Origin of the sequence: uncultured Modestobacter sp. (assembly GCF_947486615.1) — a bacterium.
Lineage (GTDB): Bacteria > Actinomycetota > Actinomycetes > Mycobacteriales > Geodermatophilaceae > Modestobacter.
This window is the reverse complement of sequence record NZ_CANKUD010000010.1, coordinates 154,279-176,521: the sequence shown is the minus strand read 5'-3', so window position 1 is coordinate 176,521 and position 22,243 is coordinate 154,279. Positions and strand designations below refer to the sequence as shown.

Here is a 22,243-nt window from a genome sequence, read left to right as displayed (position 1 = left end):
ACCGATGACTCCTCGGAACGAGAGGCCATCACCTCAAGTCAAGATCCAAGAACTTCAACGATGCTCTGTGCTACCGAAGGTTCAGCGGGTGGGGCGGCCCAGGGGGAAGGTGCGGACCAGCTGCCAGGAACCCGGCTCCCTGGTGCCGGCGTACAGGGCGGCGGTCTCGATCGGCGCCCGCACCGGCAGCCGGGCCCGCAGCGCCTCCTCAGCGTGCCGGAGCCCGGACAGGTCGCCCTGCCGGCGCTGCCCGATGCTCAGGTGCGGCACCGGCACGCCGTGGGCGCCGCGGTAGGGCGGGTGGTCGGGGAAGGCCTCCTGGACCCGGGCGGTCAGCCGGCGGAACGGCTCCTCCGGGTGGGGCACCAGGTAGAGCATCTCCTCGCCGAACCACGCGGTCCCGGCGAAGGTGCAGTCGAAGGCGGGCTCCGAGCACAGCACGTCGGCCAGGCCGCTCAGCACGGCGTCGTCCACCTGGCGGGGCGTGACGAAGGGGTAGATCACCGACAGGTGGGCCGGTACGCCCCAGGACGCGGAGACGTCGAACTGCCGGCGATGGGCGTCCACCACGGGATCGACGTCCGGGACCAGCACCACCACGGCGCTCTCGGTCGCATCGGCCAGGACGGCCTGGGCTGTCTCGTCCACCGGGGTCCTTCCTCAGGTCGAGCGGCCGGCCCACCGGCCGGCGTCGGCGGCCAGCCTGGCAGCCGGCCCGGCCGCGCGCAGGTCAGGCCGGCAGTTCACCCACCAGGATCAGGGTCCCGGGGACCAGCGCGCCGCGTTCGGGGGACCACTGCCCCCAGGTCTGGCTGCGACCGGGCGTCCACTCCGGCTCGAGCAGGTCCCGGAGCACGAAGCCGGCGCCGACCACCGCCCGCACCCAGTCACCGACCGTGCGGTGGTGCTCGACGTAGACGGTGGCGCCGTGCTCGTCGGTCTCCACGTAGGGCGTCCGGTCGAAGTAGGAGGAGACGACCAGCAGGTCCGCCGGGTCGGGGGAGTCCGGCAGCGCCCAGCGCACCGGGTGGTTCACCGAGGCGACGAAGCGCCCACCGGGCCGCAGCACCCGGGCGATCTCGGCGAGCACCGCGCCGGCGTCGGCGACGAACGGCAGCCCGCCGAAGGCGGAGCAGGCCAGGTCGATGCTGGCGTCGGCCAGGGGCAGGGCCCCCGCGTCGGCCTGGACGAGCGGCACGGAGACCCCGGTGCGGCGGTTCAGCGTGGCCGCCCGGTCGAGCATCCCGCCGGACAGGTCGAGCGCGACGGGGGAGGCCCCGGCCAGGGCCAGCCAGCGGGAGCACGGCGCCGAGCCGCAGCCCACCTCCAGCACCCGGCGTCCGGCCACGTCGCCCAGCAGGTGCGCCTCGGCCTCACGCAGGCCCTCGGGGCACCACAGGAAGTCGGTGTCGCCCAGGTCGGACCCGTGCTCGGCGAGGTAGGCCGGCGCGGCGGCGTCCCACCAGCCGCGGTTGGCCCGGGCGGACTCGGCGGCACCCGCCTGGCGGCGCGTCACCCCGCCGGCCGCCGGGTACCCGTCCGCGGCCAGGGGCAGACCTGCGGGGGAGCCGTCCATGACCCGGCGATGGTGGCACGCCACCGGGTCGGGTGCGGCAGGGCACCGTCCACGACCCCTGGTGGACCGGTGCTCCCGGCGTCCGTACCATGGGGAATCACGCCAGAGGTCTGTGGTGTCGGCTCCCCGGAACGGGGGCTCCGCCGCGGTACGTCTCCCGTGAACCTCCCCGTGGTCGCACCTGGGCCGCGGGTGATCCTGTCCCTACGCATCCCCCGTCCGGAGCACTCGACCACATGACCTCCACCCAGGTCCGTCCCGACAGCACCCCGCAGATCGCGGTCAACGACATCGGCACCGCCGAGGACTTCCTCGCTGCCATCGACCAGACCATCAAGTACTTCAACGACGGCGACATCGTCGAAGGCGTGATCGTCAAGGTCGACCGCGATGAGGTGCTGCTGGACATCGGCTACAAGACCGAGGGCGTCATCCCCTCGCGAGAGCTGTCCATCAAGCACGACGTCGACCCCACCGAGGTCGTCAAGGTCGGCGACGAGGTGGAAGCCCTCGTCCTCCAGAAGGAGGACAAGGAAGGCCGGCTGATCCTGTCCAAGAAGCGCGCTCAGTACGAGCGCGCCTGGGGCACGATCGAGGCCAAGAAGGAAGCCGACGAGGTCGTCACCGGCACCGTCATCGAGGTCGTCAAGGGCGGTCTCATCCTCGACATCGGCCTGCGCGGGTTCCTCCCCGCCTCGCTGGTCGAGATGCGCCGCGTGCGCGACCTGCAGCCCTACGTGGGCCGCGAGCTCGAGGCGAAGATCATCGAGCTCGACAAGAACCGCAACAACGTCGTCCTCTCGCGTCGCCAGTGGCTGGAGCAGACCCAGTCCGAGGTGCGCAGCGAGTTCCTGAACAAGCTCGCCAAGGGCCAGGTCCGCACGGGCGTCGTCTCCTCGATCGTCAACTTCGGTGCCTTCGTGGACCTGGGCGGCGTCGACGGCCTGGTGCACGTCTCCGAGCTGTCCTGGAAGCACATCGACCACCCGTCCGAGGTCGTCGAGGTCGGCCAGGAGGTCACCGTCGAGGTCCTCGACGTCGACCTCGACCGTGAGCGGGTCTCCCTGTCGCTGAAGGCGACGCAGGAGGACCCGTGGCGTCAGTTCGCCCGCACGCACCAGATCGGGCAGGTCGTCCCCGGCAAGGTCACCAAGCTGGTCCCCTTCGGTGCGTTCGTGCGCGTCGACGAGGGCATCGAGGGCCTGGTGCACATCTCCGAGCTGGCCGAGCGGCACGTGGAGATCCCGGAGCAGGTCGTGCAGGTCGGCGACGAGATCCTGGTCAAGGTCATCGACATCGACCTGGACCGCCGTCGCATCTCGCTGTCGCTCAAGCAGGCCAACGAGGGCGTCGTCGGCGACGAGGACCAGTTCGACCCGGCTGCCTACGGCATGGCCGCGTCCTACGACGAGCAGGGCAACTACATCTACCCGGAGGGCTTCGACTCCGAGACCGGTGAGTGGCTCGAGGGCTACGACGAGGCCCGCGAGACGTGGGAGAAGCAGTACGCCGAGGCCCAGGCCCGCTTCGAGGCGCACCGCAAGCAGATCGCGGAGGCCAAGGCAGCGGACGCCGAGGCCGCAGCCGGTGGCAGCTACTCCAGTGCCGCGGAGCCCGAGGGCGAGGTTGCCTCGACCGGCGGCGGCAGCAGCAGCACCGGTGGCGGCGGCGGCACTCTCGCCTCCGACGAGGCGCTGGCGGCCCTGCGGGCGAAGCTCGCCGGCGGCGAGTGACCCTGCAGCTCCACTGAGCAGCACCTGACAGTGCGCCGTCCACCGCTCGCGGTGGGCGGCGCACCGTCGTGTGCAGACCACCCAGGCGCGCGGCCGTCGACACCATCGTCGGGTGGTGCACGACCGGCGGTCGGCGGGGCCCCGCGCGACCGTTGAGGCGCCGGGGGGGGAGGGCACGGCGGGGCCGTCACGACGGTGCCTCGGTGAGTGTCCCGGCGGGAGCGCGCTCCCATACCGACTCGATCCCCGTGCCGACCCGCTCAACGCGACGACCCCGCCGACCGGTGCGGTCGGCGGGGTCGTCGGGTCGTCGGGCTCAGCCATGAGCCGTCCGGCCGTTCCCCTGGTGCCAGCTCGTCCATGAGCCGGCGATGGTCTCGGTGTGGTGCGACCTGCCTGCCGCCGCCCGGCCGAGCTCGCGGTGCGCGGTGGCTCGGTCGGGCAGCGCGTGGGTGACCGGTCGCGGCCGGTCAGGCGATCAGAGGCTCAGGATGATGGCGAACGCGGTGCGGGGGCGACCGCCGGCGTTGGCCAGGAAGTCCCAGGTGTGCCGGCCCGTGGGCACGCTGGGCATCAGGGCCCGCAGGAACGCGAAGCCCCGTCGGCTCTGCGGCAGTCGCTCGCGCACGCCCGGCAGGTCGGAGCAGCGGACCCCGGAGGGGGTCTCGATCCGGTGCCGACCGCGGCGGGGGGTGCCGGCGGACGGCGTGCCGTCGAGCGTGGAACGGGACATGTCGATCCTGCCTCTCTGCTGCTGTGGCGGGGGAAGACCACCGGGACGAAAGGTAATTCCTGTGACTGGTGGGACTGGTGCGACGCGCCGGGTGCCCGCTCGCCGTGACCTCTCCGAGACCTGACACGGCGGCGACGTCCAGCGGGGGCCCGTGGACAGCGGCCGGCAGGGGGGATCCGCCGGTGCCACGGCAGGGCCTAGGGTCGTCGCCGTGCTGAGGATCGGACTGACCGGTGGCATCGGATCGGGCAAGAGCACGGTGGCGTCCCTGCTCGCCGAGCGCGGCGCCTTGATCGTGGACGCCGACCGCATCGCCCGGGAGGTGGTGGAGCCCGGTGCTCCCGGGCTGGCGGCCGTCGTCGAGGCGTTCGGCACCGAGGTGCTGACCGCGGACGGCAGCCTCGACCGCGCCGCGCTGGCTGCGGTCGTGTTCGGTGACCCGGCCGCCCGCGCCCGCCTCGACGACATCGTGCACCCCCTGGTCCGCGCCCGCGCCGCCCAGCTGGTCTCCGCGGCCCCCGAGGGCGCCGTCGTCGTCCAGGACGTCCCGCTGCTGGTGGAGACCGGCCAGGCGGGAGCCCACGACCTGGTCCTCGTGGTGGAGGCCGATCCGGAGACCCGGGTGGGCCGGCTGGTGGGCCGTGGCCTGTCCGCCGAGGACGCCCGGGCCCGGATGGCCAGCCAGGCCACCGACGAGCAGCGGCGGGCGGTCGCGGACGTGGTGCTGAGCAACGACGGGGACCAGGAGGCGCTCGCGGCCCAGGTGGCCCGGTTCTGGGCGGAGCGGGTGGAGCCGGCACTGCGCTGACCCGCCGGCGCGCGGCGATGAGTTCCGGCCGCATGCCCGGTCCTGCTGATGTGGCCCCGGTGCGGGGCGCGCCGGCGCGGAGAGGACTCGGCATGGCGCAGCAGAAGATCGTCCCGAACCTGTGGTTCGACACCCAGGTCCCGAACCTGTGGTTCGACACCCAGGCGGAGGAGGCGGCGCAGTACTACATCGACGTGTTCGGGGACGGGCGCGTCCTGGACGTCGCCCGGTACCCCGAGGGTGGACCTGGCCCGGCCGGATCGGTGATGACCGTGGAGTTCGAGCTCGCCGGCCAGCGGTTCGTGGGCATCAACGGCGGGCCGCAGTTCCCCTTCACCGAGGCGGTGTCCTTCCAGATCGACTGTGCCGACCAGGCCGAGGTCGACCGCTTCTGGGACCGGCTGATCGGCGACGGGGGACAGGACAGCCAGTGCGGCTGGCTCCGGGACCGGTACGGCCTGTCCTGGCAGGTGGTCCCGGCCGGCATGGCGGAGGTGTTCGCCGACCCCGACCCGGCCCGGGCCCAGCGGGCCGTGCAGGCCATGCTCGGGATGACGAAGCTGGACGTCGCCGCGCTGCGCGCTGCGGCCGACGGGGTGCCGGTCGGCTGACGTGCGGATGATCACAGCCGGGGGGGCGGCGCGAGCCGGACGCCCCTGAGACGGCAGAAGGCCCCAGGTCCGTGGACCTGGGGCCTTCTGCAGCTGGTGGGCGATACTGGGATCGAACCAGTGACCTCTTCCGTGTCAGGGAAGCGCGCTACCGCTGCGCCAATCGCCCGTGCCGGTCTCACGACCGACTCGCCCCCACACCCGTGCTCCGTGGAGGAGACGAGGTGGAGACGGGATTTGAACCCGTGTAGACGGCTTTGCAGGCCGTTGCCTCGCCTCTCGGCCACTCCACCGCACGCCGGGCGCCGGTCTCGCGACCAGCGCCCGGGGTTCCGAGCGGACGACGGGATTCGAACCCGCGACCCTCACCTTGGCAAGGTGATGCTCTACCAACTGAGCCACGTCCGCGTTGCGGAGCAAGTCCGCGTTACGTGGAGAACTCTAACCGACCCGTTCCAGGCCTCCAAACCCGGGGGGTCCAGGGGGTGTCCGGGAGCCTGTTCCGGCAGGTCAGCGGCGCGTGGACCTCACCAGGAGCGGGGGTTGTCCGTGCCACCGCTCAGCAGCACCGACAGCTCGTCGTCCACGCGCAGCAGCTCGCTCTCCCGGCCGACCGGGACGAGCAGCTCCGTCTCGCGCAGGAAGTCGCCCACCGCCGCGGCGGACAGCTCGAACAGCGCCTCGCCCGACGGTGCGCGCAGCTGCAGGAACAGCACGTCCAGGCCGCCGCGGGCCGGCCACAGTCGCACGTCCCCCTCGCCGACGGGCCCGGTCAGCCCCGCGCGCAGCAGGTCCCGGCTGAGGAGCCACTCGACCCCGCCGTCCTCGTCCGGGCCCTCGTCGCCGAGGTCGTCGACATCGGCGTCCTCGAGGCCCGGACCGCCGAGTGCGGTGAGGTCGAGGTCGGAGACGCCGAAGAGGCCCCCCTCGTGGGTGGCGTCGTGACCGGCGTCCTCGGGGCCGTCGTCGCCGAAGCGGACCCGGACGGCGAAGGGGTCGGCGGAGTCGTAGACCAGTGCCGCCGGGACGGGGGTCCAGGCCTGTGGGCCGACCAGGTGGAGGGTGGTTCGTGCAGTGCAGCCGGACCTCGGGTAGCGCGCCATGTCCTGGTAACGACCCAGAAAGCCCCTCGGTCACGCATGGTCTCGGCGTGTCGCGCCTCTGGTCCCTCCTGAGTCACACCAGTCCCAGGTGTCACACCTCCGGGTGGTCCTGGGCAGGAGGGGGCACGCGCTGAACCGAACACCCTGGGCGCTGCGAACGCCCCGTGTGACCATGGGCCTCGTGAGCCGACCAGCGCGCAGTCCCGAGGACGGCGCGGCCGACCTGGAACTGGTCCGTCGGGTGGCAGCGGGGGACCGCGGCGCGATCGACGACCTGTACCAGCGGTTCCGCCGTCCCGCGTTCGCGCTGGCGCGGAGGGTGCTGGCCGACGACGTGCTGGCCGAGGACGTGCTCCAGGACGTGTTCCTCAGCGTGTGGCGCGACCCGTCGGCGTTCGACGGCGCCCGGGGGAGCGTGGCCTCCTGGCTGCTCACGATGGTCCACCACAAGGCGGTCGACGCGGTCCGTCGCGAGGAGTCCCACCGCCGGCGCACGGCCCGGGCGGAGGACGACCTGGCGCTGAGCGCCCCGACCCAGACCAGTGACGTGGAGGACGACGTGTGGGAGCGGGTGGAGGCCGGCCGGGTCCGGTCGGCGCTGCGCTCGCTGCCCGACCACCAGCGGGAGGCCCTCACGTTGGCCTACTACGGCGGCTACACCCAGCGGGAGGTGGCGGCGCTGACCGGTACGCCACTGGGCACCGTCAAGACGCGGATGCTGGCCGGCATGCGCCGGCTGAAGGACACGCTGGGCACCGGGCTCCCCGGCGCCACGCCGGCCGACGGGACGTCGCGATGAGCGCCGTGGACGACCGGGGCGACGAGCACCGGGCCTGGGACGAGCTGGCGGTCGGCTGGACCCTGCACGCGCTGGAGCCGGAGGACGAGGCCCTCTTCGCCGCACACCTGGCCGACTGCCCGCGCTGCGCGCGCACCGTGGCCGAGACCGCCGACGTGATGGCGGCGATGGCCCGCGACCTGCCGCAGGCCGAGCCCTCCGACGGGCTGCGCGACCGGCTGCGGGCGGCGGTCGAGGAGACCGAGCAGCTACCCCCGGCTCGGCCGGCCCAGTCGCGCCGCGCCACCCCGCCCGCCTCCGCGCCGCCCCCGCCGTCTGCCGTGCGGGGCAACACCGCGCGGGACGTCGGAGGCCTGCCGGACCCGCTGTTCGCCGAGCCCACCGACCTGCGGCCTGCCTGGCGCCGGTTGCTGCCCACGGCACTGGCGGCCGCCGCCGTGGCCGCCGTGCTCGCCCTGGGGGCCTGGAACGTCGTCCTGTCCAGCGACCTGGACACCGCGCGGTCGACGGCCGCCGAGCGCTCGCAGATGCTCGAGGGGCTGCTGGTGCCGGGGCAGGCCACGATCGCGCCGCTCACCGAGGACGGCGAGCCGGTCGCGACCGTGGTGGTCCGCGACGGTCAGGCCCAGGTGGTGGCCACCGGGCTGCCGGTGAACGACCGGTCCGACAGCACGTACGTCCTCTGGGGGATAGGTGCTGGTTCCCCAGTGGCCATCGGGACGTTCGACGTGGTCACTCCCCAGATGGACCTGCGGACCGTAGGCTCGGCGGCGACCGGGCTGGACGAGTACTCGGCCTACGCCGTCAGCATCGAGCCCGGTCAGCAGGCTCCGTCGGAACCGACGGACATCGTCGCGAACGGGCAGGTGACCAGCTGAGCGGATCGGACACGATGGCGGCACCGGGGGAGCACCTGCCCCGGCGTCCGGCGTCCCCGGACGGCCTGACCCCGGCCCCGGACCTGCCGGAGACGTCCCAGGAGCGCCGCGCGCGGTACGACGCCGACGAGGTGCACAGCCTGCGGGAGCGGGTGGCCGAGTCGCGCTGGCGGAGCAGGATCGCCACGCGCCGGTCGCTGGACGCCCCGTACCGCGCCGGGGTCGGCCTGGTGGGTGGCCTGGTGGTGGCCTTCGGCATCGTGACCATCCCACTGCCGGGCCCGGGCTGGCTGACCGTGTTCGCCGGGCTCTTCGTGCTCGCCACCGAGTTCACCTGGGCCGAGCGGGTGCTGGAGTTCACCCGCCACCACGTCTCCCGCTGGACGACGTGGCTGGGGCGGCAGTCGGTGTTCGTCCGGCTGGCGTTCGCACTGCTGACCGCGGCGTTCGTCTGCGCTGTGCTGGTGGTGACCCTGCACGTGATGGGCGTGCCGGACTGGGTCCCGGGGTGGGTGCCACTCTGGCGCTGAGCGTCTGGCAGACTGTTCGACGCACCGGGCGATTGGCTCAGCGGTAGAGCGCTTCGTTCACACCGAAGAGGTCACTGGTTCGATCCCAGTATCGCCCACCGGATGCAGGGCCAGGTGAACCCGGACGACGGGGGACCCTGGCCCTTCGTCGTCCCCGGGGTGGTGCGCGCGCGGGCGCGGGGGCCCGGACCGGGCGCACCATGGACGGCGATGGCACTGGACCGGGCCGCCCGTCTGCGGGCCGCCGTGGAGCGGGACGGCCCCACCTGCATCTGGTGCGGCTGCGCCTTCGGCGCCCAGGTGGGCCCGACCACCGAGCACGTCGTGCCACGGGTGAAGGGCGGCCCGTCCTGGCTGGAGAACGAGGTGGCCGCCTGCCGGCGCTGCAACTCCGCCCGCGGCCATGTCGCGCCGGTCGAGTGGCTGGAGGAGTGCGAGCGGCGCGGCTGGCACCCCGACGGGCAGCGGCTGGCCCGGCTGCTCGATGCGTTGTCTCGGGCGATCGCCGAGCGCGGTGGGCAGCGCCGGGCCCGGCCCTACCTGGACGCCCAGCGACGTCGGCTCCGCCGCCGCGGCGAGGCTCCGGCTGGGGAGGTGGGCAGCGGCCGTCCCGCGTAGCGTCGCCGGGGTGAGCGACGTGGTGGGGCAGGTGGCCCAGGTCTCGGTGTACCCGGTGAAGTCCCTGGCCGGGCGGGAGGTGCCCGCGGCCGAGGTGGACGACGCCGGGCTGCGGGGCGACCGCGCCTGGTCGGTGGTCGACGCCGACACCGGCGAGCGGGTCACGGTGAAGACGACGCCGCAGCTGAGCAGCGTGGTGCCCACCGGGGACACCGAGGCCGACACGATCACGCTGACCGAGGTGCTGGGCCGGCCGGTCCGGCTCGCCGCGTCGGCCGCACCGCAGGTCGACGCCGCCGCCGTCCACCTGGTCTCCCGCTCGGCGATCGACCGGGCCGCCGGGGGCGACGTCCCGGAGGGGTGCTCGGCCGACGACCCGCGGGCCAACCTGCTGCTGCAGCTGAGCGGTGGGCAGGACGAGCGGGCCTGGGTCGGGCGCCGGCTGCGGGTCGGCACGACCGAGCTCGAGGTGGTCCGCACACCGAAGCACTGCCTGGGCGTCTACGCCGAGGTCCGCACGCCGGGCCGGGTCGCCGAGGGCGACCAGGTGCACCTGCTCGACTGAGGGTTCCGGCCGGACGCAGCCGATAGCCTGCCCGCCGTGCCCCGGAGAACTGCGCTGGTCCTGCTGGCCGTGCTGCTGGCCGGGTGCGGCACCGACGGGCCCGCCCCGGCCGCCACGCCGTCCACCGAGACCGCCGAGCCGTCGTCGGCCGCCCTGCCCACGCCGCCGGAGCCGGACTCGTTCACGCTGGTGGCGACCGGGGACGTGCTGGTGCACCAGGGTCGTGCGCTGACCACCGGCGCGCGCCGGCCCGACGGCAGCTGGGACTTCTCCGCGGTCTTCGCCCCGATCGCGCCGGTCATCGAGCAGGCCGACCTGGCGATCTGCCACCTGGAGACGCCGGTGGCCCCGGTCGGCGGGCCGTACTCCGGCTACCCGTCCTTCGCCGCCCAGCCCGAGATCGTCGACGCCCTCGCCGGCGCCGGGTACGACCTGTGCTCCACCGCCTCCAACCACTCGCTGGACGACGGCCTCGACGGGCTGGTCCGCACGCTGGACACCCTCGACGCGGCGGGGATCGCGCACACCGGCACCCACCGGGCCGCGGACGAACCGCCGACGGTGGTGGACGTCGACGGCGTCCGGGTCGGGCACGTGGCCACGACGTTCTCCCTCAACGGCGTGCCACTGCCGGCCGACGCCCCGTGGGCGGTGGACACCTTCGCGGTGCCCGACGTGAGCGGGGTGCTGGCCGACGCCGCCGCCGCACGGGCCGCCGGGGCGGAGGTGGTGGTGGCCAGCGTGCACTGCTGCGCGGAGTACGACCACGAGCCGACCGCGGACCAGGTGGAGGCCGTGCGCACCCTGCTCGCCTCCCCGGACGTCGACCTGGTGCTGGGCCACCACGCCCACGTCGTCCAGCCCTTCGAGCAGGTGGACGGCGAGTGGGCGGCCTACGGCCTGGGCAACCACCTCGCCGAGCACAGCACCCGCGGCTACGACACCGAGGACTCGGTCATCGCCCGGTTCACCTTCACCCGCGGCGGGGACGGCCGGTTCACCGTGTCCCGGGCCGAGGCGGTGCCGGTGCGGATCGAGGTGGGCGCCGACGCCGTCCGGCTGGTGCCCGCCGACCCGGAGAGCGCGGCACGGATCGGCGCGGTCCTCGACGCCCGCGGCGCCGTGGCCGACGGGCTGGCGATCGTCCCCGGCTGACCCGGACCGTCGTCCCGGCGCACTAGTCTCGACAGGCCCGGCCGACCGACCGGGCCCGCGCCGACCCTCGGGAGCTCACGTGTCCACCCCGCCTTCGCCCACCGTCGTCACCCCGATCCGGGTGCCGGCCGGGACGACGGCCCTGCAGGCGCTCAAGGACGCCGGGGTGCCGCTCAAGGGCCCGGACGGCGCGGTCGTCGTCCGTGAGGTCTCCTCCGGTGATCTCAAGGACCTCGCCTGGACCCCCGAGGTCGACACCGAGGTCGAGCCGGTCCCGGCTGCCAGCGCCGAGGGCCGCGCGGTGATCCGGCACTCGACCGCGCACGTGCTGGCCCAGGCCGTGCAGGACCTGTTCCCGGGCACCTCGCTGGGCATCGGCCCGCCGGTGGAGAACGGCTTCTACTACGACTTCGACCCCGAGCGGCCGTTCACCCCCGAGGACCTGCAGGCGCTGGAGAAGCGCATGCAGGCGATCGTCAAGCAGGGGCAGAACTTCAGCCGCCGGGAGATCGGCGACGACGAGGCGCGGGCCGAGCTGGCGCACGAGCCGTACAAGCTCGAGCTGATCGGCCTCAAGGGCGGCGCCGGTGACGAGGAGGCGGCCGAGGGCGCCGACGTCGAGGTGGGCGGCGCGCAGCTGACCATGTACGACAACCTCGACCCGCGCACCGGCGAGCGGGTCTGGACCGACCTGTGCCGTGGCCCGCACCTGCCGCGCACGTCGACCATCCCGGCGTTCAGCCTCACCCGCAGCGCCGCCGCCTACTGGCGGGGCAGCGAGAAGAACCCGCAGCTGCAGCGGGTCTACGGCACCGCCTGGGAGAGCAAGGACGCGCACAAGGCGTACCTGGAGCAGCTCGCCGAGGCCGAGCGCCGGGACCACCGCCGGCTGGGCGTGGAGCTGGACCTGTTCAGCTTCCCCGACGAGATCGGCTCCGGCCTGGTCGTCTTCCACCCCAGGGGCGGGGTGGTCAAGCGGGAGATGGAGGACTACGTCCGCCGCCGGCACATCGAGGAGGGCTTCTCCTACGTCGGCACCCCGCACATCAGCAAGGGCGGCCTGTTCGAGACCTCGGGGCACCTGCCGTACTACGAGGACACCATGTTCCCGGCCATGGACCTGGAGAACTCGAAGTACTACCTCAAGGCCATGAACTGCCCGATGCACAACCTGATCTTCCGGTCGCGCGGGCGGTCCTACCGCGAGCTGCCGCTGCGGTTCTTCGAGTTCGGCTCGGTCTACCGCTACGAGAAGTCCGGCGTCGTGCACGGCCTGACCCGGGTGCGCGGCCTGACCCAGGACGACTCGCACAGCTACGTCACCCCGGAGCAGGCGCCCGGGGAGATCCGGCACCTGCTGGCCTTCGTGCTCGGCCTGCTGCGCGACTTCGGTCTGGACGACTACTACCTGGAGCTGTCCACCCGCGGTGACTCGGAGAAGTTCATCGGCTCCGACGAGGAGTGGGCGCTGGCCACCTCGGTGCTCGAGGACGCGGCCCGGGAGACCGGCCTGGAACTCGTCCCCGACCCGGGCGGCGCGGCGTTCTACGGCCCGAAGATCAGCGTGCAGGCCCGGGACGCGATCGGCCGGACCTGGCAGATGTCGACCATCCAGTACGACTTCAACCAGCCGGCCCGCTTCGGCCTGGAGTTCAGCGCCGCCGACGGCACCCGGCAGCAGCCGGTGATGATCCACTCGGCGAAGTTCGGCTCGATCGAGCGGTTCTTCGGCGTGCTGACCGAGCACTACGCCGGCGCGTTCCCGGCCTGGCTGGCCCCGGTCCAGGTGGTGGGCATCCCGATCACCGACGAGCAGGTGCCCTACCTGACCGACGTCGCGCTGCAGCTGTGCGCCCGCGGCATCCGGGTGGAGATCGACGACTCCGACGACCGGATGCAGAAGAAGATCCGCACCGCCAGCAAGCAGAAGGTGCCCTTCGTGCTGATCGCCGGCGCGACCGACGCCGAGGCCGGCGCGGTCTCCTTCCGCTACCGGGACGGATCGCAGCGCAACGGGGTGCCGGTGGCCGAGGCCGTCGCCCAGGTCGTCGCCTGGGTCGAGGGCCGGCACAACGCCGACCCGAACGCGGAGACCCCGCTGGTGGCCGGATGACCAGCGGGGAGCAGGTCGGCGACCCGGGCGAGGGTCGGGCAGGCGGAGAGGCCGGGTACCGGGTGCCGGTGCGCAACGACGACGGCGGCCCGACGTCGGGCTTCGACCACCTGTGGACGCCGTACCGGATGGCCTACATCCGGGGCGAGAACAAGCCGACCGGCGACCACGACTGCCCGTTCTGCCTGATCCCGGCGATGTCGGACTCCGACGGGCTGATCGTGGCCCGCGGGGAGACGGTGTTCGCTGTCCTGAACCTCTACCCGTACAACGCCGGCCACCTGATGGTCGTGCCGTACCGGCACGTGCCCGACTACACCGACCTGACCACCGCCGAGGTCGCCGAGCTGGGGGCGTTCACCCAGACGGCGATGCGGGTGGTCCGGTCGGTCAGCGGCGCGCACGGGTTCAACGTGGGGATGAACCAAGGCTCGGTGGCCGGTGCCGGCATCGCCGACCACCTGCACCAGCACGCGGTGCCGCGCTGGGGCGGGGACACCAACTTCATGCCGGTGATCGGGCTGACCCGGGTGCTGCCGCAGGTGCTCGCCGAGACCCGGGCGCTGCTGGCCGGCGCCTGGCCGTCGGCTGCGCCCTCCGCTGGGTCGTCCGCGCACCCGACCGCGACGGGGGCCTGAGTGCTCGGCGTCAACCTGCGCCCCGTCGTCGGCCGCTTCTGGGCGCCCGTCGTCCGTGCGCTGGTCAAGCTGGGGGTCACCGCCGACGCGGTCACCCTGACCGGCACGATCGGCGCGGTCGCCTCCGCGGTCTTCCTCATCGGCAACGGCGAGCTGTTCTGGGGCGCGTTCGCGGTCACCGTGTTCGTGCTGCTGGACATGCTCGACGGTGCGCTGGCCCGGGCCCGCGGCGGCGGCTCGGTGTTCGGCGCGGTGCTGGACTCCACCGGCGACCGGGCCGCGGACGCAGCCATCTTCGGCGGGCTGGTGTGGTGGTTCTCCGGTGCGGGGGACAACCGGCTGCTCGTGCTGCTGGCGCTGCTCTGCCTGGTGCTCGGCGTGCTCACCTCCTACGTCAAGGCCCGCGCCGAGGGGATGGGGCTGTCCGCCGACGTCGGCGTCGTGGAACGCACCGAGCGGCTGATCCTGGTGCTGGTCGGCACCGGGTTCACCGGGCTGGGCATCCCGTACGCGGTGCACGTGGCGCTGTGGGTGCTGCTGGCCGGCAGCGCGGTGACGGTGGGGCAGCGGGTGGCCGCGGTGTACCGGGGCTCGCAGGGCATGCGGCTGCCGTCGGCGGCCGCGAGCGACGAGACCTCCGGCCGCCCCGCGTCGTGAGCCGCCGCGCCGTCCTCCTCGACCGGGTGACCGATGCCGGCTACGCGGCCGGCTGGCGGGCCGTGCGGCTGCTGCCCGAGCCGGTGGCGCGCGCCGTCTTCGCCGGCGGTGGCGCCGCCGCCGCCGCCCGCCGGGGAGGCCGCGGCGTACGGCAGCTGCGGGCCAACCTGGACGTGGTCACCGGCGGGCGCGCGACCGACGCCGAGCTGGACGCGCTCACCCGGCGCGCCATGGGGTCCTACGCCCGCTACTGGCAGGAGGCCTTCCGGCTGCCGGTGCTGGACACCGGCCGGGTGGTCGCCCACTCGACCCTGGTCGGGCGGGAGCACCTGGAGGCGGCCCGGGCACGGGGGCGCGGGATCGTGATCGCGCTGCCGCACAGCGGCAACTGGGACGCCGCCGGGGTGTGGCTGGTGCGCTGGCTGGGCGGGCCCTTCGTCACCGTCGCCGAACGGCTGCGCCCGGAGTCCCTCTTCCGCCGGTTCGTCGCCTACCGCGAGGGGCTGGGCATGCGGGTCGTGCCGCTCACCGGTGGCGAACGGCCCAGCGCCACCGTGCTCAAGGAGTGGCTCACCGCGGGCGGCACGACCTGCCTGCTGGTCGACCGGGACCTGTCCGGGGCCGGCGTGGCGGTGGAGTTCTTCGGCCGGCGGACGACGATGCCCGGCGGCCCGGCCCTGCTGGCCGCGCAGACCGGCGCCACCCTGCTGCCGGCGGTCTGCCAGTTCGACGGCGCGGGCTGGCGGTTCGTCGTCCACCCACCGGTGCCGGTGGACGGCCCCGGCCGGCTGCGGGACCGGGTGACCACCGCGATGCAGCAGGTCGCCGACGCCTTCGCCGCGACCATCGCCGAGCGGCCCGAGGACTGGCACGTGCTCGGCCGGATCTGGCCCGAGGTCGGCCCCGAGGGGCGCCCCGCGCCCGGCCCCGCCGACGCGACGCGAGCGGTGACCGGCTGATGCGGGTCGGGCTGGTCTGCCCCTACCAGTGGGACGTTCCCGGCGGCGTCCAGTACCACGTGCGTGACCTCGCCGAGACCCTGCGCGGGCTGGGGCACCACGTCGAGATCCTGACCCCTGCGCTGCACGAGGAGTCGCTGCCCGCCGAGCACGTGACCTGGGCCGGCCGCGCGGTGCCGGTCCCCTACAACGGGTCGATGGCCAGCGTGTCCTTCGGCCTGGTCTCGGCGGCCCGGGCCCGCCGCTGGCTGCGGGAGGGGCACTTCGACGTCGTGCACGTGCACGAGCCGGCGTCGGTCTCGCTCTCGCTGCTGGTGTGCATCATCGCCGAGGGCCCGATCGTGGCGACGTTCCACGCCGCGACCACCCGCTCCAAGGTGCTCGCTGCCCTCGGCCCGTGGGCCCGGCCCTGGCTGGAGAAGGTGGCCGGCCGGATCGCCGTCTCCGACTTCGCCCGGCGGGTCCAGGTGGAGCACCTCGGCGGGGACGCGGTGGTCATCCCCAACGGCGTGCACGTGCCGGCCTTCGCCGAAGGCCCCTCGCTGTCCGGCTCCCGGCGCGGCACGGGCGGCCCCACGGTCGGCTTCCTCGGGCGCTACGACGAACCGCGCAAGGGCCTGCCGGTGCTGCTGGAGGCGATGCGCACCGTCGTCCGGGAGCACCCGGGGGCGCAGTTGCTGGTGGCCGGCCGGGGCGACCCGGACGAGCTGGACCAGCTGGTGGGGGAGGACCTCCGCCCGCACGTGTCGCTCCTGGGCGAGCTGAGCGAGGCGGACAAGGGCGCCTTCCTGCGCTCGGTCGACGTCTACTGCGCCCCCAACCTGCTGGGGGAGTCCTTCGGGGTGATCCTGCTGGAGGCGATGGCCGCCGGTGCGCCGGTCGTCGCCAGTGACCTGGACGCCTTCGCCCGGGTGCTGGACGACGGCGCGGCCGGCGTGCTCGTGCCGCGCGGCGACGCCGCCGCGCTGGCCACCGCGCTGGGCGGCCTGCTCGCCGACCCGACCCGCCGGGCCGAGCTGACCACCGCCGGCCACCGGGTGGCCGCCGGCTACGACTGGTCGGTCATCGCCCGGCGCATCCTCGCCGTGTACGAGACGGTCGCCCCGCCCGGTGGGGTGGGCGTCACCGCCTCCACCGCCGACGACGCCGCCCTGCTGGGTGACCTCGCGGGTGAACCCGGGACGTCGTGGCCCTTCCGCCGGCGGGTGCGCCGCTAGCCTGAGCAGCCGTGACCACCGGTGCCTGGCTGCTGCTCGTGGCCGGCGTCCTGCTGGTCCTGCTCCTGCTGTGGACGGCGTGGACGCTGACCCGGCTGCGGCGGCTGGCCGGCCGGGTCCGCCGGGCGCGGGAGGTGCTGGACGCCGCGCTGCTGCGCCGGGCGGAGCTGGCGGCCGCGCTGGCCCGCGAGCACGCCGATGCGCTGGGGCCGGACCTCGCCGCCGCGCTGGCGACCGCCTCGGCCGGTGCGCGCGCTCCGTCGGCCGGTGACCGGGAGGCCGCGGAGAACGCGCTGGGCCGGCTGCTGCAGCGGGTGCCCGAGGCGACGCGGCCGGCCGAGCTGACCGAGGCCGGGGTCCGGGTCGGTCTGGCCCGGCGCTTCTACAACGACGCCGTCCGGGACACCCGGGCGCTGCGGCACGGGCGGCTGGCCCGGGTGCTGCGGCTGCACGGTCGCCGTCCGCTGCCGCGCTACTTCGACATCGACGACGGGCTGGACGCCGTGCTCGCCGGGCCGCTGTACGGCGGGGGCCCGCAGGGCGGGCTGCCGGCTCGCTGAACCGCCGTACGCTGGGCCGTCCGCGCCCGACGACCCTGCGAGGCAGCACACCGTGACCCAGCACGCCAGCGAGTCCACCGACACCGCCCCCGGCACCGGCACCGAGCGCGTCAAGCGCGGGATGGCCGAGCAGCTCAAGGGCGGCGTGATCATGGACGTCGTCACCCCCGAGCAGGCGAGGATCGCCGAGGACGCCGGCGCGGTCGCGGTGATGGCGCTGGAGCGGGTGCCCGCCGACATCCGCGCCCAGGGCGGCATCGCGCGGATGAGCGACCCGGACATGGTCGCCGGCATCATCGACGCGGTCTCCATCCCGGTCATGGCCAAGGCGCGCATCGGCCACTTCGTCGAGGCCCAGGTGCTGCAGTCCCTCGGCGTCGACTACATCGACGAGTCCGAGGTGCTCACCCCCGCCGACGAGGCGCACCACATCGTCAAGACCGACTTCACCGTGCCGTTCGTCTGCGGTGCCACCGACCTGGGCGAGGCGCTGCGGCGGATCGCCGAGGGCGCGGCGATGATCCGCTCCAAGGGCGAGGCCGGTACCGGCAACGTCGTGGAGGCCACCCGGCACATGCGCGCCCTGCGCAGCGGCATCAAGCGGCTGGCCACCCTCGACGACACCGAGCTGTTCGTCGCCGCCAAGGAGCTGCGCGCCCCGCACGACCTGGTCGTCGAGGTCGCCCGCACCGGGAAGCTGCCCGTCGTGCTGTTCACCGCCGGCGGCATCGCCACCCCCGCCGACGCGGCGATGATGATGCAGCTGGGCGCCGAGGGCGTGTTCGTCGGCTCGGGCATCTTCAAGTCCGGCGACCCGGCACAGCGCGCGGCCGCGATCGTCCAGGCCACCACCTTCTTCGACGACGCCGACGTCATCGCCAAGGTCTCCCGTGGGCTCGGCGAGGCGATCGTCGGCATCAACGTCAGCACGCTGCCGCAGTCCGAGCGGTACGCCACCCGCGGCTGGTGAGCGCCCCCACCATCGGGGTCCTCGCGCTGCAGGGCGACGTCCGGGAGCACCTGGCCGTGCTGCGCGGGCTGGGTGCGACGGCGGTGACGGTGCGGCGTCCCGAGGAGCTGGCCGCGGTCGACGGGCTCGTCGTCCCGGGCGGTGAGTCCACGACCATGGCCAACCTCGCGCAGCGGTTCGGGCTGCTGCAGCCGCTGCGGGACGCTGTCCGGGGCGGGCTGCCCACCTACGGGTCCTGCGCCGGGATGATCATGCTCGCCGACACGGTGCTCGACGCCCCCGCCGGCCAGCAGACCATCGGCGGCCTGGACGTCACCGTGCGGCGCAACGCCTTCGGCCGGCAGGTCGACTCCTTCGAGACCGAGGTCGAGATCGCCGGGGTGGCGGGCGGCCCGGTGCATGCGGTCTTCATCCGCGCGCCGTGGGTGGAGGAGGCCGGTCCAGGGGTCGAGGTCCTCGGCCGGGTCGTGGGCGGGCCGGCCGACGGTAAGATCGTCGCCGTCCGCCAGGGTCACCTGGTGGCGACCAGCTTCCACCCCGAGCTCACCGGTGACACCCGGGTGCACGCGGTGTTCGTGGAGCTGGTGCGGGCAGCCCGTGCCCGCCACCAGGTTTCCGACGGTGCCACTGCAGGTGCCGACAGTGAGGGGAGAGTCTCGTGAGCGGCCATTCCAAGTGGGCGACGACCAAGCACAAGAAGGCCGGGATCGACGCCAAGCGCAGCAAGCTCTTCGCCAAGCTGATCAAGAACATCGAGGTCGCGGCTCGTACCGGTGGCGGTGACCTGGCGGGCAACCCGACGCTGTTCGACGCGGTCCAGAAGGCGAAGAAGAGCTCGGTGCCCAACGACAACATCGACCGCGCGGTCAAGCGCGGGTCCGGTGCCGAGGCCGGCGGCGTCGACTACCAGGGCATCACCTACGAGGGCTACGCCGCGGCCGGTGTCGCCGTGCTCATCGAGTGCCTCACCGACAACAAGAACCGGTCGGCGATGGAGGTGCGCACCGCGATGACCCGCAACGGCGGCACCATGGCCGACCCGGGCTCGGTGTCCTACCTGTTCTCCCGCAAGGGCGTCGTCGTCGTCCCGGCCGCCGGCCACACCGAGGACGACGTGCTGATGGCCGTGCTGGACGCCGGTGCCGAGGAGGTGCGCGACCTGGGCGACACCTTCGAGGTGGTCAGCGAGCCCGGTGACATGGTCGCCGTCCGCACCGCCCTGCAGGAGGCCGGCATCGAGTACGACTCCGCCGACATGGGCTTCGTGCCCAGCGTGCAGGTCGAGCTGGACGCCGACGGCGCGGCCAAGGTCTTCAAGCTGATCGACGCCCTCGAGGACCTGGACGACGTGCAGAACGTCTACGCCAACTACGACGTCTCCGACGAGGTCCTGGAGACCATCGACGCCTGAAAGGACCCCCTCGCCCCCCACCACTCGCAGGCTCGTGGCGGGGCCCTGCGAGGGGGCCGCTCCGGCACGTCACCTGCGTGTCGGGCTCGGCGGGACACCGATCGCCGGTTAGCGTTGGTTCGAACAGGTGTTCGCGCCGATCGGTGGAGGTCTCATGCGGGTGCTCGGCATCGACCCGGGCCTGACCCGGTGCGGGTGGGGTGTGGTCGAGGGGCGTCCCGGGGCGCGGCCCACGGCGATCGGCGTGGGCGTCGTCCGCACCTCGCCCGAACTCGACCTGGAACTGCGGCTGCTGGAGGTGCACACCGCGGTGACCGCCCTGCTCCGGGAGCACCGGCCGGCGGCGGTGGCCATCGAGCGGGTGTTCACCCAGAACAACAAGGGGACGGCGACCGGCACCGCCCAGGCAGCCGGGGTCGCTGCGCTGGCCGCGGCGCAGGCCGACCTGCCGGTGGCCTGGCACACGCCGAGCGAGGTGAAGGCCGCGATCTCCGGCAACGGCCGCGCCGACAAGGAACAGGTCACGCTGATGGTCACCCGGGTCCTGGGCCTGGCCACCGCACCCAAGCCGGCCGACGCCGCCGACGCCCTCGCGCTGGCCGTCTGCCACGTGTGGCGGGCACCGGCGCAGGCCAGGCTGCGGGTCGCGGCCCTGGCCGGCGGGATCGGCGCGCCGGTGCGCAGCACCACCCTGCCGCGCTGGACCGGCATCTCCCGATGAGCACCACCGTCTCCCCGCACCGACCGACAGGAGTGGCACCGTGATCGCCAGCGTGAACGGCCGGGTGGCGGCGGTGTCCCCCGACGGCGCGGTCGTCGAGGTCGGCGGCGTCGGGCTCTCCGTGCAGTGCACCCCGGGCACGATCGCCCGGCTGACGGTGGGGGAGCCGGCCCGGCTGTCGACCAGCCTGGTGGTCCGCGAGGACTCGCTGACGCTCTACGGCTTCGCCGACGACGACGAGCGGCAGCTGTTCGAGCTGCTGCAGACCGCGAACGGGGTCGGCCCCCGGCTGGCCCAGGCGGTGCTGGCGATCCACCCGCCCCGCGAGGTGCGCCGCGCCGTATCCATGGGCGACCTCAAGGCGCTGATGCAGGTGCCCGGGATCGGCAAGAAGGGCGCCGAGCGGCTGGTGCTGGAGCTGCGGGACCGGCTCGGCACCACGGCCACCGACACCCAGCTGGACGGCCCGGCGACCCCCGGGCTGCCCGCGGTGACCCCGGTGGCGCCCTGGCGTGACCAGCTCACCTCCGCCCTGGTCGGGCTGGGCTGGAGCAGTCGGGAGGCAGAGTCCGCGCTGGCCGCCCTCGAGCCGGTGGCCGAGCAGCAGGCCGCGGACGGCGGCGTCCAGGTGGCGCTGCTGCTGCGGCAGGCGCTGCAGATGCTGGGCCGGTCGTGAGCGGCCCGTTCGACCGGGGCCTGTCCGCCGCCGACGCCGGACCCGGCCGGTTCCCCGACGACGCGGTGGACCCGCGGGCCGGGGACGAGGAGCGGGTGGTCGAGTCCGCGCTCCGGCCGCACTCGCTGGGTGACTTCATCGGTCAGCCGAAGGTGGCCCGGCAGCTGGACCTGGTCCTCGAGGGCGCCAAGCGGCGCGGGCGGCCGCCGGACCACGTGCTGCTGTCCGGCCCGCCCGGGCTGGGCAAGACCAGCCTGGCGCTGATCATCGGCTCGGAGCTGGGCACCTCGGTCAAGATCACCAGCGGCCCGGCGATCGAGCGCTCGGGCGACCTGGCCGCGATGCTGTCCAACCTCGCGCACGGCGACGTCCTGTTCATCGACGAGATCCACCGCATCGCCCGTCCGGCCGAAGAGCTGCTGTACATGGCCATGGAGGACTTCCGGGTCGACGTCGTCGTCGGCAAGGGCCCCGGCGCGACCGCCATCCCGTTGGAGATCAACCCGTTCACCCTGGTCGGTGCCACCACCCGCGCCGGCCTGCTGACCGGGCCGCTGCGCGACCGGTTCGGCTTCGTCGGGCAGATGGAGTTCTACGAGACGGCCGACCTGCAGCGGGTGCTGGCCCGCAGCGCCGACCTGCTCGGCGTGGAGCTCTCACCGGAGGGGTCGGCGGAGATCGCCGGGCGCTCCCGGGGCACGCCGCGGATCGCCAACCGGCTGCTCCGCCGGGTGCGCGACTTCGCCGAGGTGCGCGCCGACGGCCGGGTCACCCTCGAGGTGGCCCGGGCGGCCCTGGCCCTCTACGACGTCGACGACCTGGGCCTGGACCGGCTGGACCGCTCGGTGCTCGACGCGCTGGTGACCAAGTTCGGCGGCGGCCCGGTCGGTGTGGCCACCCTCGCGGTGGCCGTGGGGGAGGAGCCGCACACCGTCGAGGAGGTCTGCGAGCCCTTCCTGGTGCGCGCCGGGTTGCTGGCCCGCACCCCCCGTGGCCGGGTCGCCACGGAGGCGGCGTTCCGGCACCTGGGCCACCCGGTGCCGCGCGGTGGCCTCCCTCTCAGTGGGGGCACGGCCGACCCGCCGCTGGACGGGGCTTCGTCACAGACGCTCTTCGACGCCTAGACTCCTGCGCGCTGGCGCGCAACCCGGCTGCGGCCGGGGCGCCTCGCCCCGGAGCCACTCCGTGCGCGCGGAGTGCGCCGGCGCCGAT

25 protein-coding genes and 4 tRNA genes are annotated in these 22,243 nt (G+C 74.1%); 22 read left to right on the top strand and 7 right to left on the bottom strand.

Annotated elements, in window-relative coordinates:
* Positions 1-81 precede the first annotated feature (81 nt).
* Positions 82-648, bottom strand: a complete 567-nt coding sequence (locus Q1A09_RS17930; protein ID WP_299957973.1) for a 2'-5' RNA ligase family protein — start codon at positions 646-648, stop codon at positions 82-84.
* A gap of 82 nt (positions 649-730) precedes the next feature.
* The gene (locus Q1A09_RS17925) at positions 731-1,576 is read right to left on the bottom strand and encodes a class I SAM-dependent methyltransferase (RefSeq protein ID WP_299957970.1); all 846 of its coding nucleotides are present in this window, start codon (positions 1,574-1,576) and stop codon (positions 731-733) included.
* A 236-nt stretch (positions 1,577-1,812) separates the two neighbouring features.
* On the opposite strand from Q1A09_RS17925, the gene rpsA reads away from it, so the two are divergent.
* Positions 1,813-3,309, top strand: coding sequence for a 30S ribosomal protein S1 (rpsA, locus tag Q1A09_RS17920; protein WP_299957967.1), 1,497 nt, complete (start codon positions 1,813-1,815; stop codon positions 3,307-3,309).
* Between the two features lie 478 nt (positions 3,310-3,787).
* Here rpsA and Q1A09_RS17915 read toward each other — a convergent pair whose 3' ends face one another.
* The gene (locus tag Q1A09_RS17915; RefSeq protein ID WP_299957965.1) at positions 3,788-4,042 is read right to left on the bottom strand and encodes a hypothetical protein; all 255 of its coding nucleotides are present in this window, start codon (positions 4,040-4,042) and stop codon (positions 3,788-3,790) included.
* Positions 4,043-4,253: 211 nt separating this feature from the next.
* Between Q1A09_RS17915 and coaE the strand changes: the two genes are divergently transcribed.
* The gene (gene coaE / locus Q1A09_RS17910; RefSeq protein WP_299957962.1) at positions 4,254-4,850 is read left to right on the top strand and encodes a dephospho-CoA kinase; all 597 of its coding nucleotides are present in this window, start codon (positions 4,254-4,256) and stop codon (positions 4,848-4,850) included.
* Positions 4,851-4,942: 92 nt separating this feature from the next.
* Positions 4,943-5,461, top strand: a complete 519-nt coding sequence (locus Q1A09_RS17905; RefSeq protein ID WP_299957959.1) for a VOC family protein — start codon at positions 4,943-4,945, stop codon at positions 5,459-5,461.
* A 94-nt stretch (positions 5,462-5,555) separates the two neighbouring features.
* Here the strand turns inward: Q1A09_RS17905 and Q1A09_RS17900 are convergent.
* The 4 genes from Q1A09_RS17900 to Q1A09_RS17885 all read right to left on the bottom strand — a co-directional run bounded on the left by Q1A09_RS17900 (position 5,556) and on the right by Q1A09_RS17885 (position 6,564).
* Positions 5,556-5,630 (bottom strand) — tRNA-Val (locus Q1A09_RS17900).
* A 53-nt stretch (positions 5,631-5,683) separates the two neighbouring features.
* A tRNA-Cys gene (locus Q1A09_RS17895) sits at positions 5,684-5,754 on the bottom strand.
* A gap of 42 nt (positions 5,755-5,796) precedes the next feature.
* Positions 5,797-5,869, bottom strand: a tRNA-Gly gene (locus tag Q1A09_RS17890).
* A gap of 119 nt (positions 5,870-5,988) precedes the next feature.
* Positions 5,989-6,564, bottom strand: coding sequence for an SsgA family sporulation/cell division regulator (locus Q1A09_RS17885; RefSeq protein ID WP_299957956.1), 576 nt, complete (start codon positions 6,562-6,564; stop codon positions 5,989-5,991).
* 172 nt (positions 6,565-6,736) lie between these two features.
* Between Q1A09_RS17885 and Q1A09_RS17880 the strand changes: the two genes are divergently transcribed.
* From Q1A09_RS17880 to ruvB, 19 genes are all read left to right on the top strand, one after another.
* On the top strand, positions 6,737-7,363 hold the full coding sequence (locus Q1A09_RS17880) for a sigma-70 family RNA polymerase sigma factor (protein ID WP_299957954.1): 627 nt from the start codon (positions 6,737-6,739) through the stop codon (positions 7,361-7,363).
* Positions 7,360-8,241 (top strand): anti-sigma factor domain-containing protein, encoded by an 882-nt coding sequence (locus tag Q1A09_RS17875; RefSeq protein ID WP_299957952.1) that lies wholly within the window; start codon positions 7,360-7,362, stop codon positions 8,239-8,241. Before Q1A09_RS17880 ends, Q1A09_RS17875 begins: the two co-directional genes overlap by 4 nt.
* Positions 8,242-8,255: 14 nt before the next feature.
* A complete protein-coding gene (locus tag Q1A09_RS17870; protein WP_299957950.1) occupies positions 8,256-8,771 on the top strand; it encodes a TIGR02611 family protein in 516 nt (171 codons plus the stop codon).
* A gap of 26 nt (positions 8,772-8,797) precedes the next feature.
* Positions 8,798-8,869 (top strand) — tRNA-Val (locus tag Q1A09_RS17865).
* Between the two features lie 112 nt (positions 8,870-8,981).
* Positions 8,982-9,389, top strand: coding sequence for an HNH endonuclease (locus Q1A09_RS17860; protein WP_299957947.1), 408 nt, complete (start codon positions 8,982-8,984; stop codon positions 9,387-9,389).
* Between the two features lie 10 nt (positions 9,390-9,399).
* Positions 9,400-9,954 (top strand): MOSC N-terminal beta barrel domain-containing protein, encoded by a 555-nt coding sequence (locus tag Q1A09_RS17855; protein ID WP_299957944.1) that lies wholly within the window; start codon positions 9,400-9,402, stop codon positions 9,952-9,954.
* A 36-nt stretch (positions 9,955-9,990) separates the two neighbouring features.
* Positions 9,991-11,109, top strand: a complete 1,119-nt coding sequence (locus Q1A09_RS17850) for a CapA family protein (protein ID WP_299957941.1) — start codon at positions 9,991-9,993, stop codon at positions 11,107-11,109.
* 79 nt (positions 11,110-11,188) lie between these two features.
* Positions 11,189-13,222 (top strand): threonine--tRNA ligase, encoded by a 2,034-nt coding sequence (gene thrS / locus Q1A09_RS17845; RefSeq protein ID WP_299957939.1) that lies wholly within the window; start codon positions 11,189-11,191, stop codon positions 13,220-13,222.
* On the top strand, positions 13,219-13,860 hold the full coding sequence (locus Q1A09_RS17840; RefSeq protein WP_299957936.1) for an HIT domain-containing protein: 642 nt from the start codon (positions 13,219-13,221) through the stop codon (positions 13,858-13,860). The genes thrS and Q1A09_RS17840 overlap by 4 nt, the downstream gene beginning before the upstream one ends.
* Positions 13,861-14,517, top strand: a complete 657-nt coding sequence (pgsA, locus tag Q1A09_RS17835; protein WP_299957933.1) for a phosphatidylinositol phosphate synthase — start codon at positions 13,861-13,863, stop codon at positions 14,515-14,517.
* Complete coding sequence (locus Q1A09_RS17830; protein ID WP_299957930.1) at positions 14,514-15,476, top strand: phosphatidylinositol mannoside acyltransferase; 963 nt, start codon at positions 14,514-14,516, stop codon at positions 15,474-15,476. Before pgsA ends, Q1A09_RS17830 begins: the two co-directional genes overlap by 4 nt.
* Complete coding sequence (locus Q1A09_RS17825; RefSeq protein ID WP_299957927.1) at positions 15,476-16,693, top strand: glycosyltransferase family 4 protein; 1,218 nt, start codon at positions 15,476-15,478, stop codon at positions 16,691-16,693. Before Q1A09_RS17830 ends, Q1A09_RS17825 begins: the two co-directional genes overlap by 1 nt.
* A gap of 11 nt (positions 16,694-16,704) precedes the next feature.
* Positions 16,705-17,253: a hypothetical protein gene (locus Q1A09_RS17820; RefSeq protein WP_299957925.1), complete on the top strand. Its 549-nt coding sequence runs from the start codon at positions 16,705-16,707 to the stop codon at positions 17,251-17,253.
* A 52-nt stretch (positions 17,254-17,305) separates the two neighbouring features.
* Positions 17,306-18,223, top strand: coding sequence for a pyridoxal 5'-phosphate synthase lyase subunit PdxS (gene pdxS / locus Q1A09_RS17815; protein ID WP_299957922.1), 918 nt, complete (start codon positions 17,306-17,308; stop codon positions 18,221-18,223).
* Positions 18,220-18,885, top strand: a complete 666-nt coding sequence (pdxT, locus tag Q1A09_RS17810; RefSeq protein WP_299957919.1) for a pyridoxal 5'-phosphate synthase glutaminase subunit PdxT — start codon at positions 18,220-18,222, stop codon at positions 18,883-18,885. Before pdxS ends, pdxT begins: the two co-directional genes overlap by 4 nt.
* Entirely contained in the window at positions 18,882-19,634 is a 753-nt protein-coding gene (locus Q1A09_RS17805) for a YebC/PmpR family DNA-binding transcriptional regulator (RefSeq protein ID WP_299957917.1), read from the top strand. Before pdxT ends, Q1A09_RS17805 begins: the two co-directional genes overlap by 4 nt.
* 154 nt (positions 19,635-19,788) lie before the next feature.
* Positions 19,789-20,355: a crossover junction endodeoxyribonuclease RuvC gene (ruvC, locus tag Q1A09_RS17800; protein WP_299957915.1), complete on the top strand. Its 567-nt coding sequence runs from the start codon at positions 19,789-19,791 to the stop codon at positions 20,353-20,355.
* Between the two features lie 40 nt (positions 20,356-20,395).
* Positions 20,396-21,031 carry a Holliday junction branch migration protein RuvA gene (gene ruvA / locus Q1A09_RS17795; protein WP_299957912.1) on the top strand — a complete coding sequence of 212 codons (636 nt, stop codon included), beginning with the start codon at positions 20,396-20,398 and terminating at the stop codon, positions 21,029-21,031.
* A gap of 65 nt (positions 21,032-21,096) precedes the next feature.
* Positions 21,097-22,155, top strand: a complete 1,059-nt coding sequence (gene ruvB / locus Q1A09_RS17790) for a Holliday junction branch migration DNA helicase RuvB (RefSeq protein WP_366139804.1) — start codon at positions 21,097-21,099, stop codon at positions 22,153-22,155.
* Positions 22,156-22,243 lie beyond the last annotated feature (88 nt).

What these genes read in the sequence shown, in the direction of transcription:
- Q1A09_RS17925 (WP_299957970.1), bottom strand. Translation starts at nt 1,576, where the DNA reads ATGGACGGCTCCCCCGCAGGTCTGCCCCTGGCCGCGGACGGGTACCCG.
- Q1A09_RS17885 (WP_299957956.1), bottom strand. Translation starts at nt 6,564, where the DNA reads ATGGCGCGCTACCCGAGGTCCGGCTGCACTGCACGAACCACCCTCCAC.
- Q1A09_RS17915 (WP_299957965.1), bottom strand. Translation starts at nt 4,042, where the DNA reads ATGTCCCGTTCCACGCTCGACGGCACGCCGTCCGCCGGCACCCCCCGC.
- rpsA (WP_299957967.1), top strand. Translation starts at nt 1,813, where the DNA reads ATGACCTCCACCCAGGTCCGTCCCGACAGCACCCCGCAGATCGCGGTC.
- Q1A09_RS17880 (WP_299957954.1), top strand. Translation starts at nt 6,737, where the DNA reads ATGGGCCTCGTGAGCCGACCAGCGCGCAGTCCCGAGGACGGCGCGGCC.
- Q1A09_RS17860 (WP_299957947.1), top strand. Translation starts at nt 8,982, where the DNA reads ATGGCACTGGACCGGGCCGCCCGTCTGCGGGCCGCCGTGGAGCGGGAC.
- ruvC (WP_299957915.1), top strand. Translation starts at nt 19,789, where the DNA reads ATGCGGGTGCTCGGCATCGACCCGGGCCTGACCCGGTGCGGGTGGGGT.
- Q1A09_RS17905 (WP_299957959.1), top strand. Translation starts at nt 4,943, where the DNA reads ATGGCGCAGCAGAAGATCGTCCCGAACCTGTGGTTCGACACCCAGGTC.
- Q1A09_RS17825 (WP_299957927.1), top strand. Translation starts at nt 15,476, where the DNA reads ATGCGGGTCGGGCTGGTCTGCCCCTACCAGTGGGACGTTCCCGGCGGC.
- Q1A09_RS17875 (WP_299957952.1), top strand. Translation starts at nt 7,360, where the DNA reads ATGAGCGCCGTGGACGACCGGGGCGACGAGCACCGGGCCTGGGACGAG.
- Q1A09_RS17840 (WP_299957936.1), top strand. Translation starts at nt 13,219, where the DNA reads ATGACCAGCGGGGAGCAGGTCGGCGACCCGGGCGAGGGTCGGGCAGGC.
- Q1A09_RS17870 (WP_299957950.1), top strand. Translation starts at nt 8,256, where the DNA reads ATGGCGGCACCGGGGGAGCACCTGCCCCGGCGTCCGGCGTCCCCGGAC.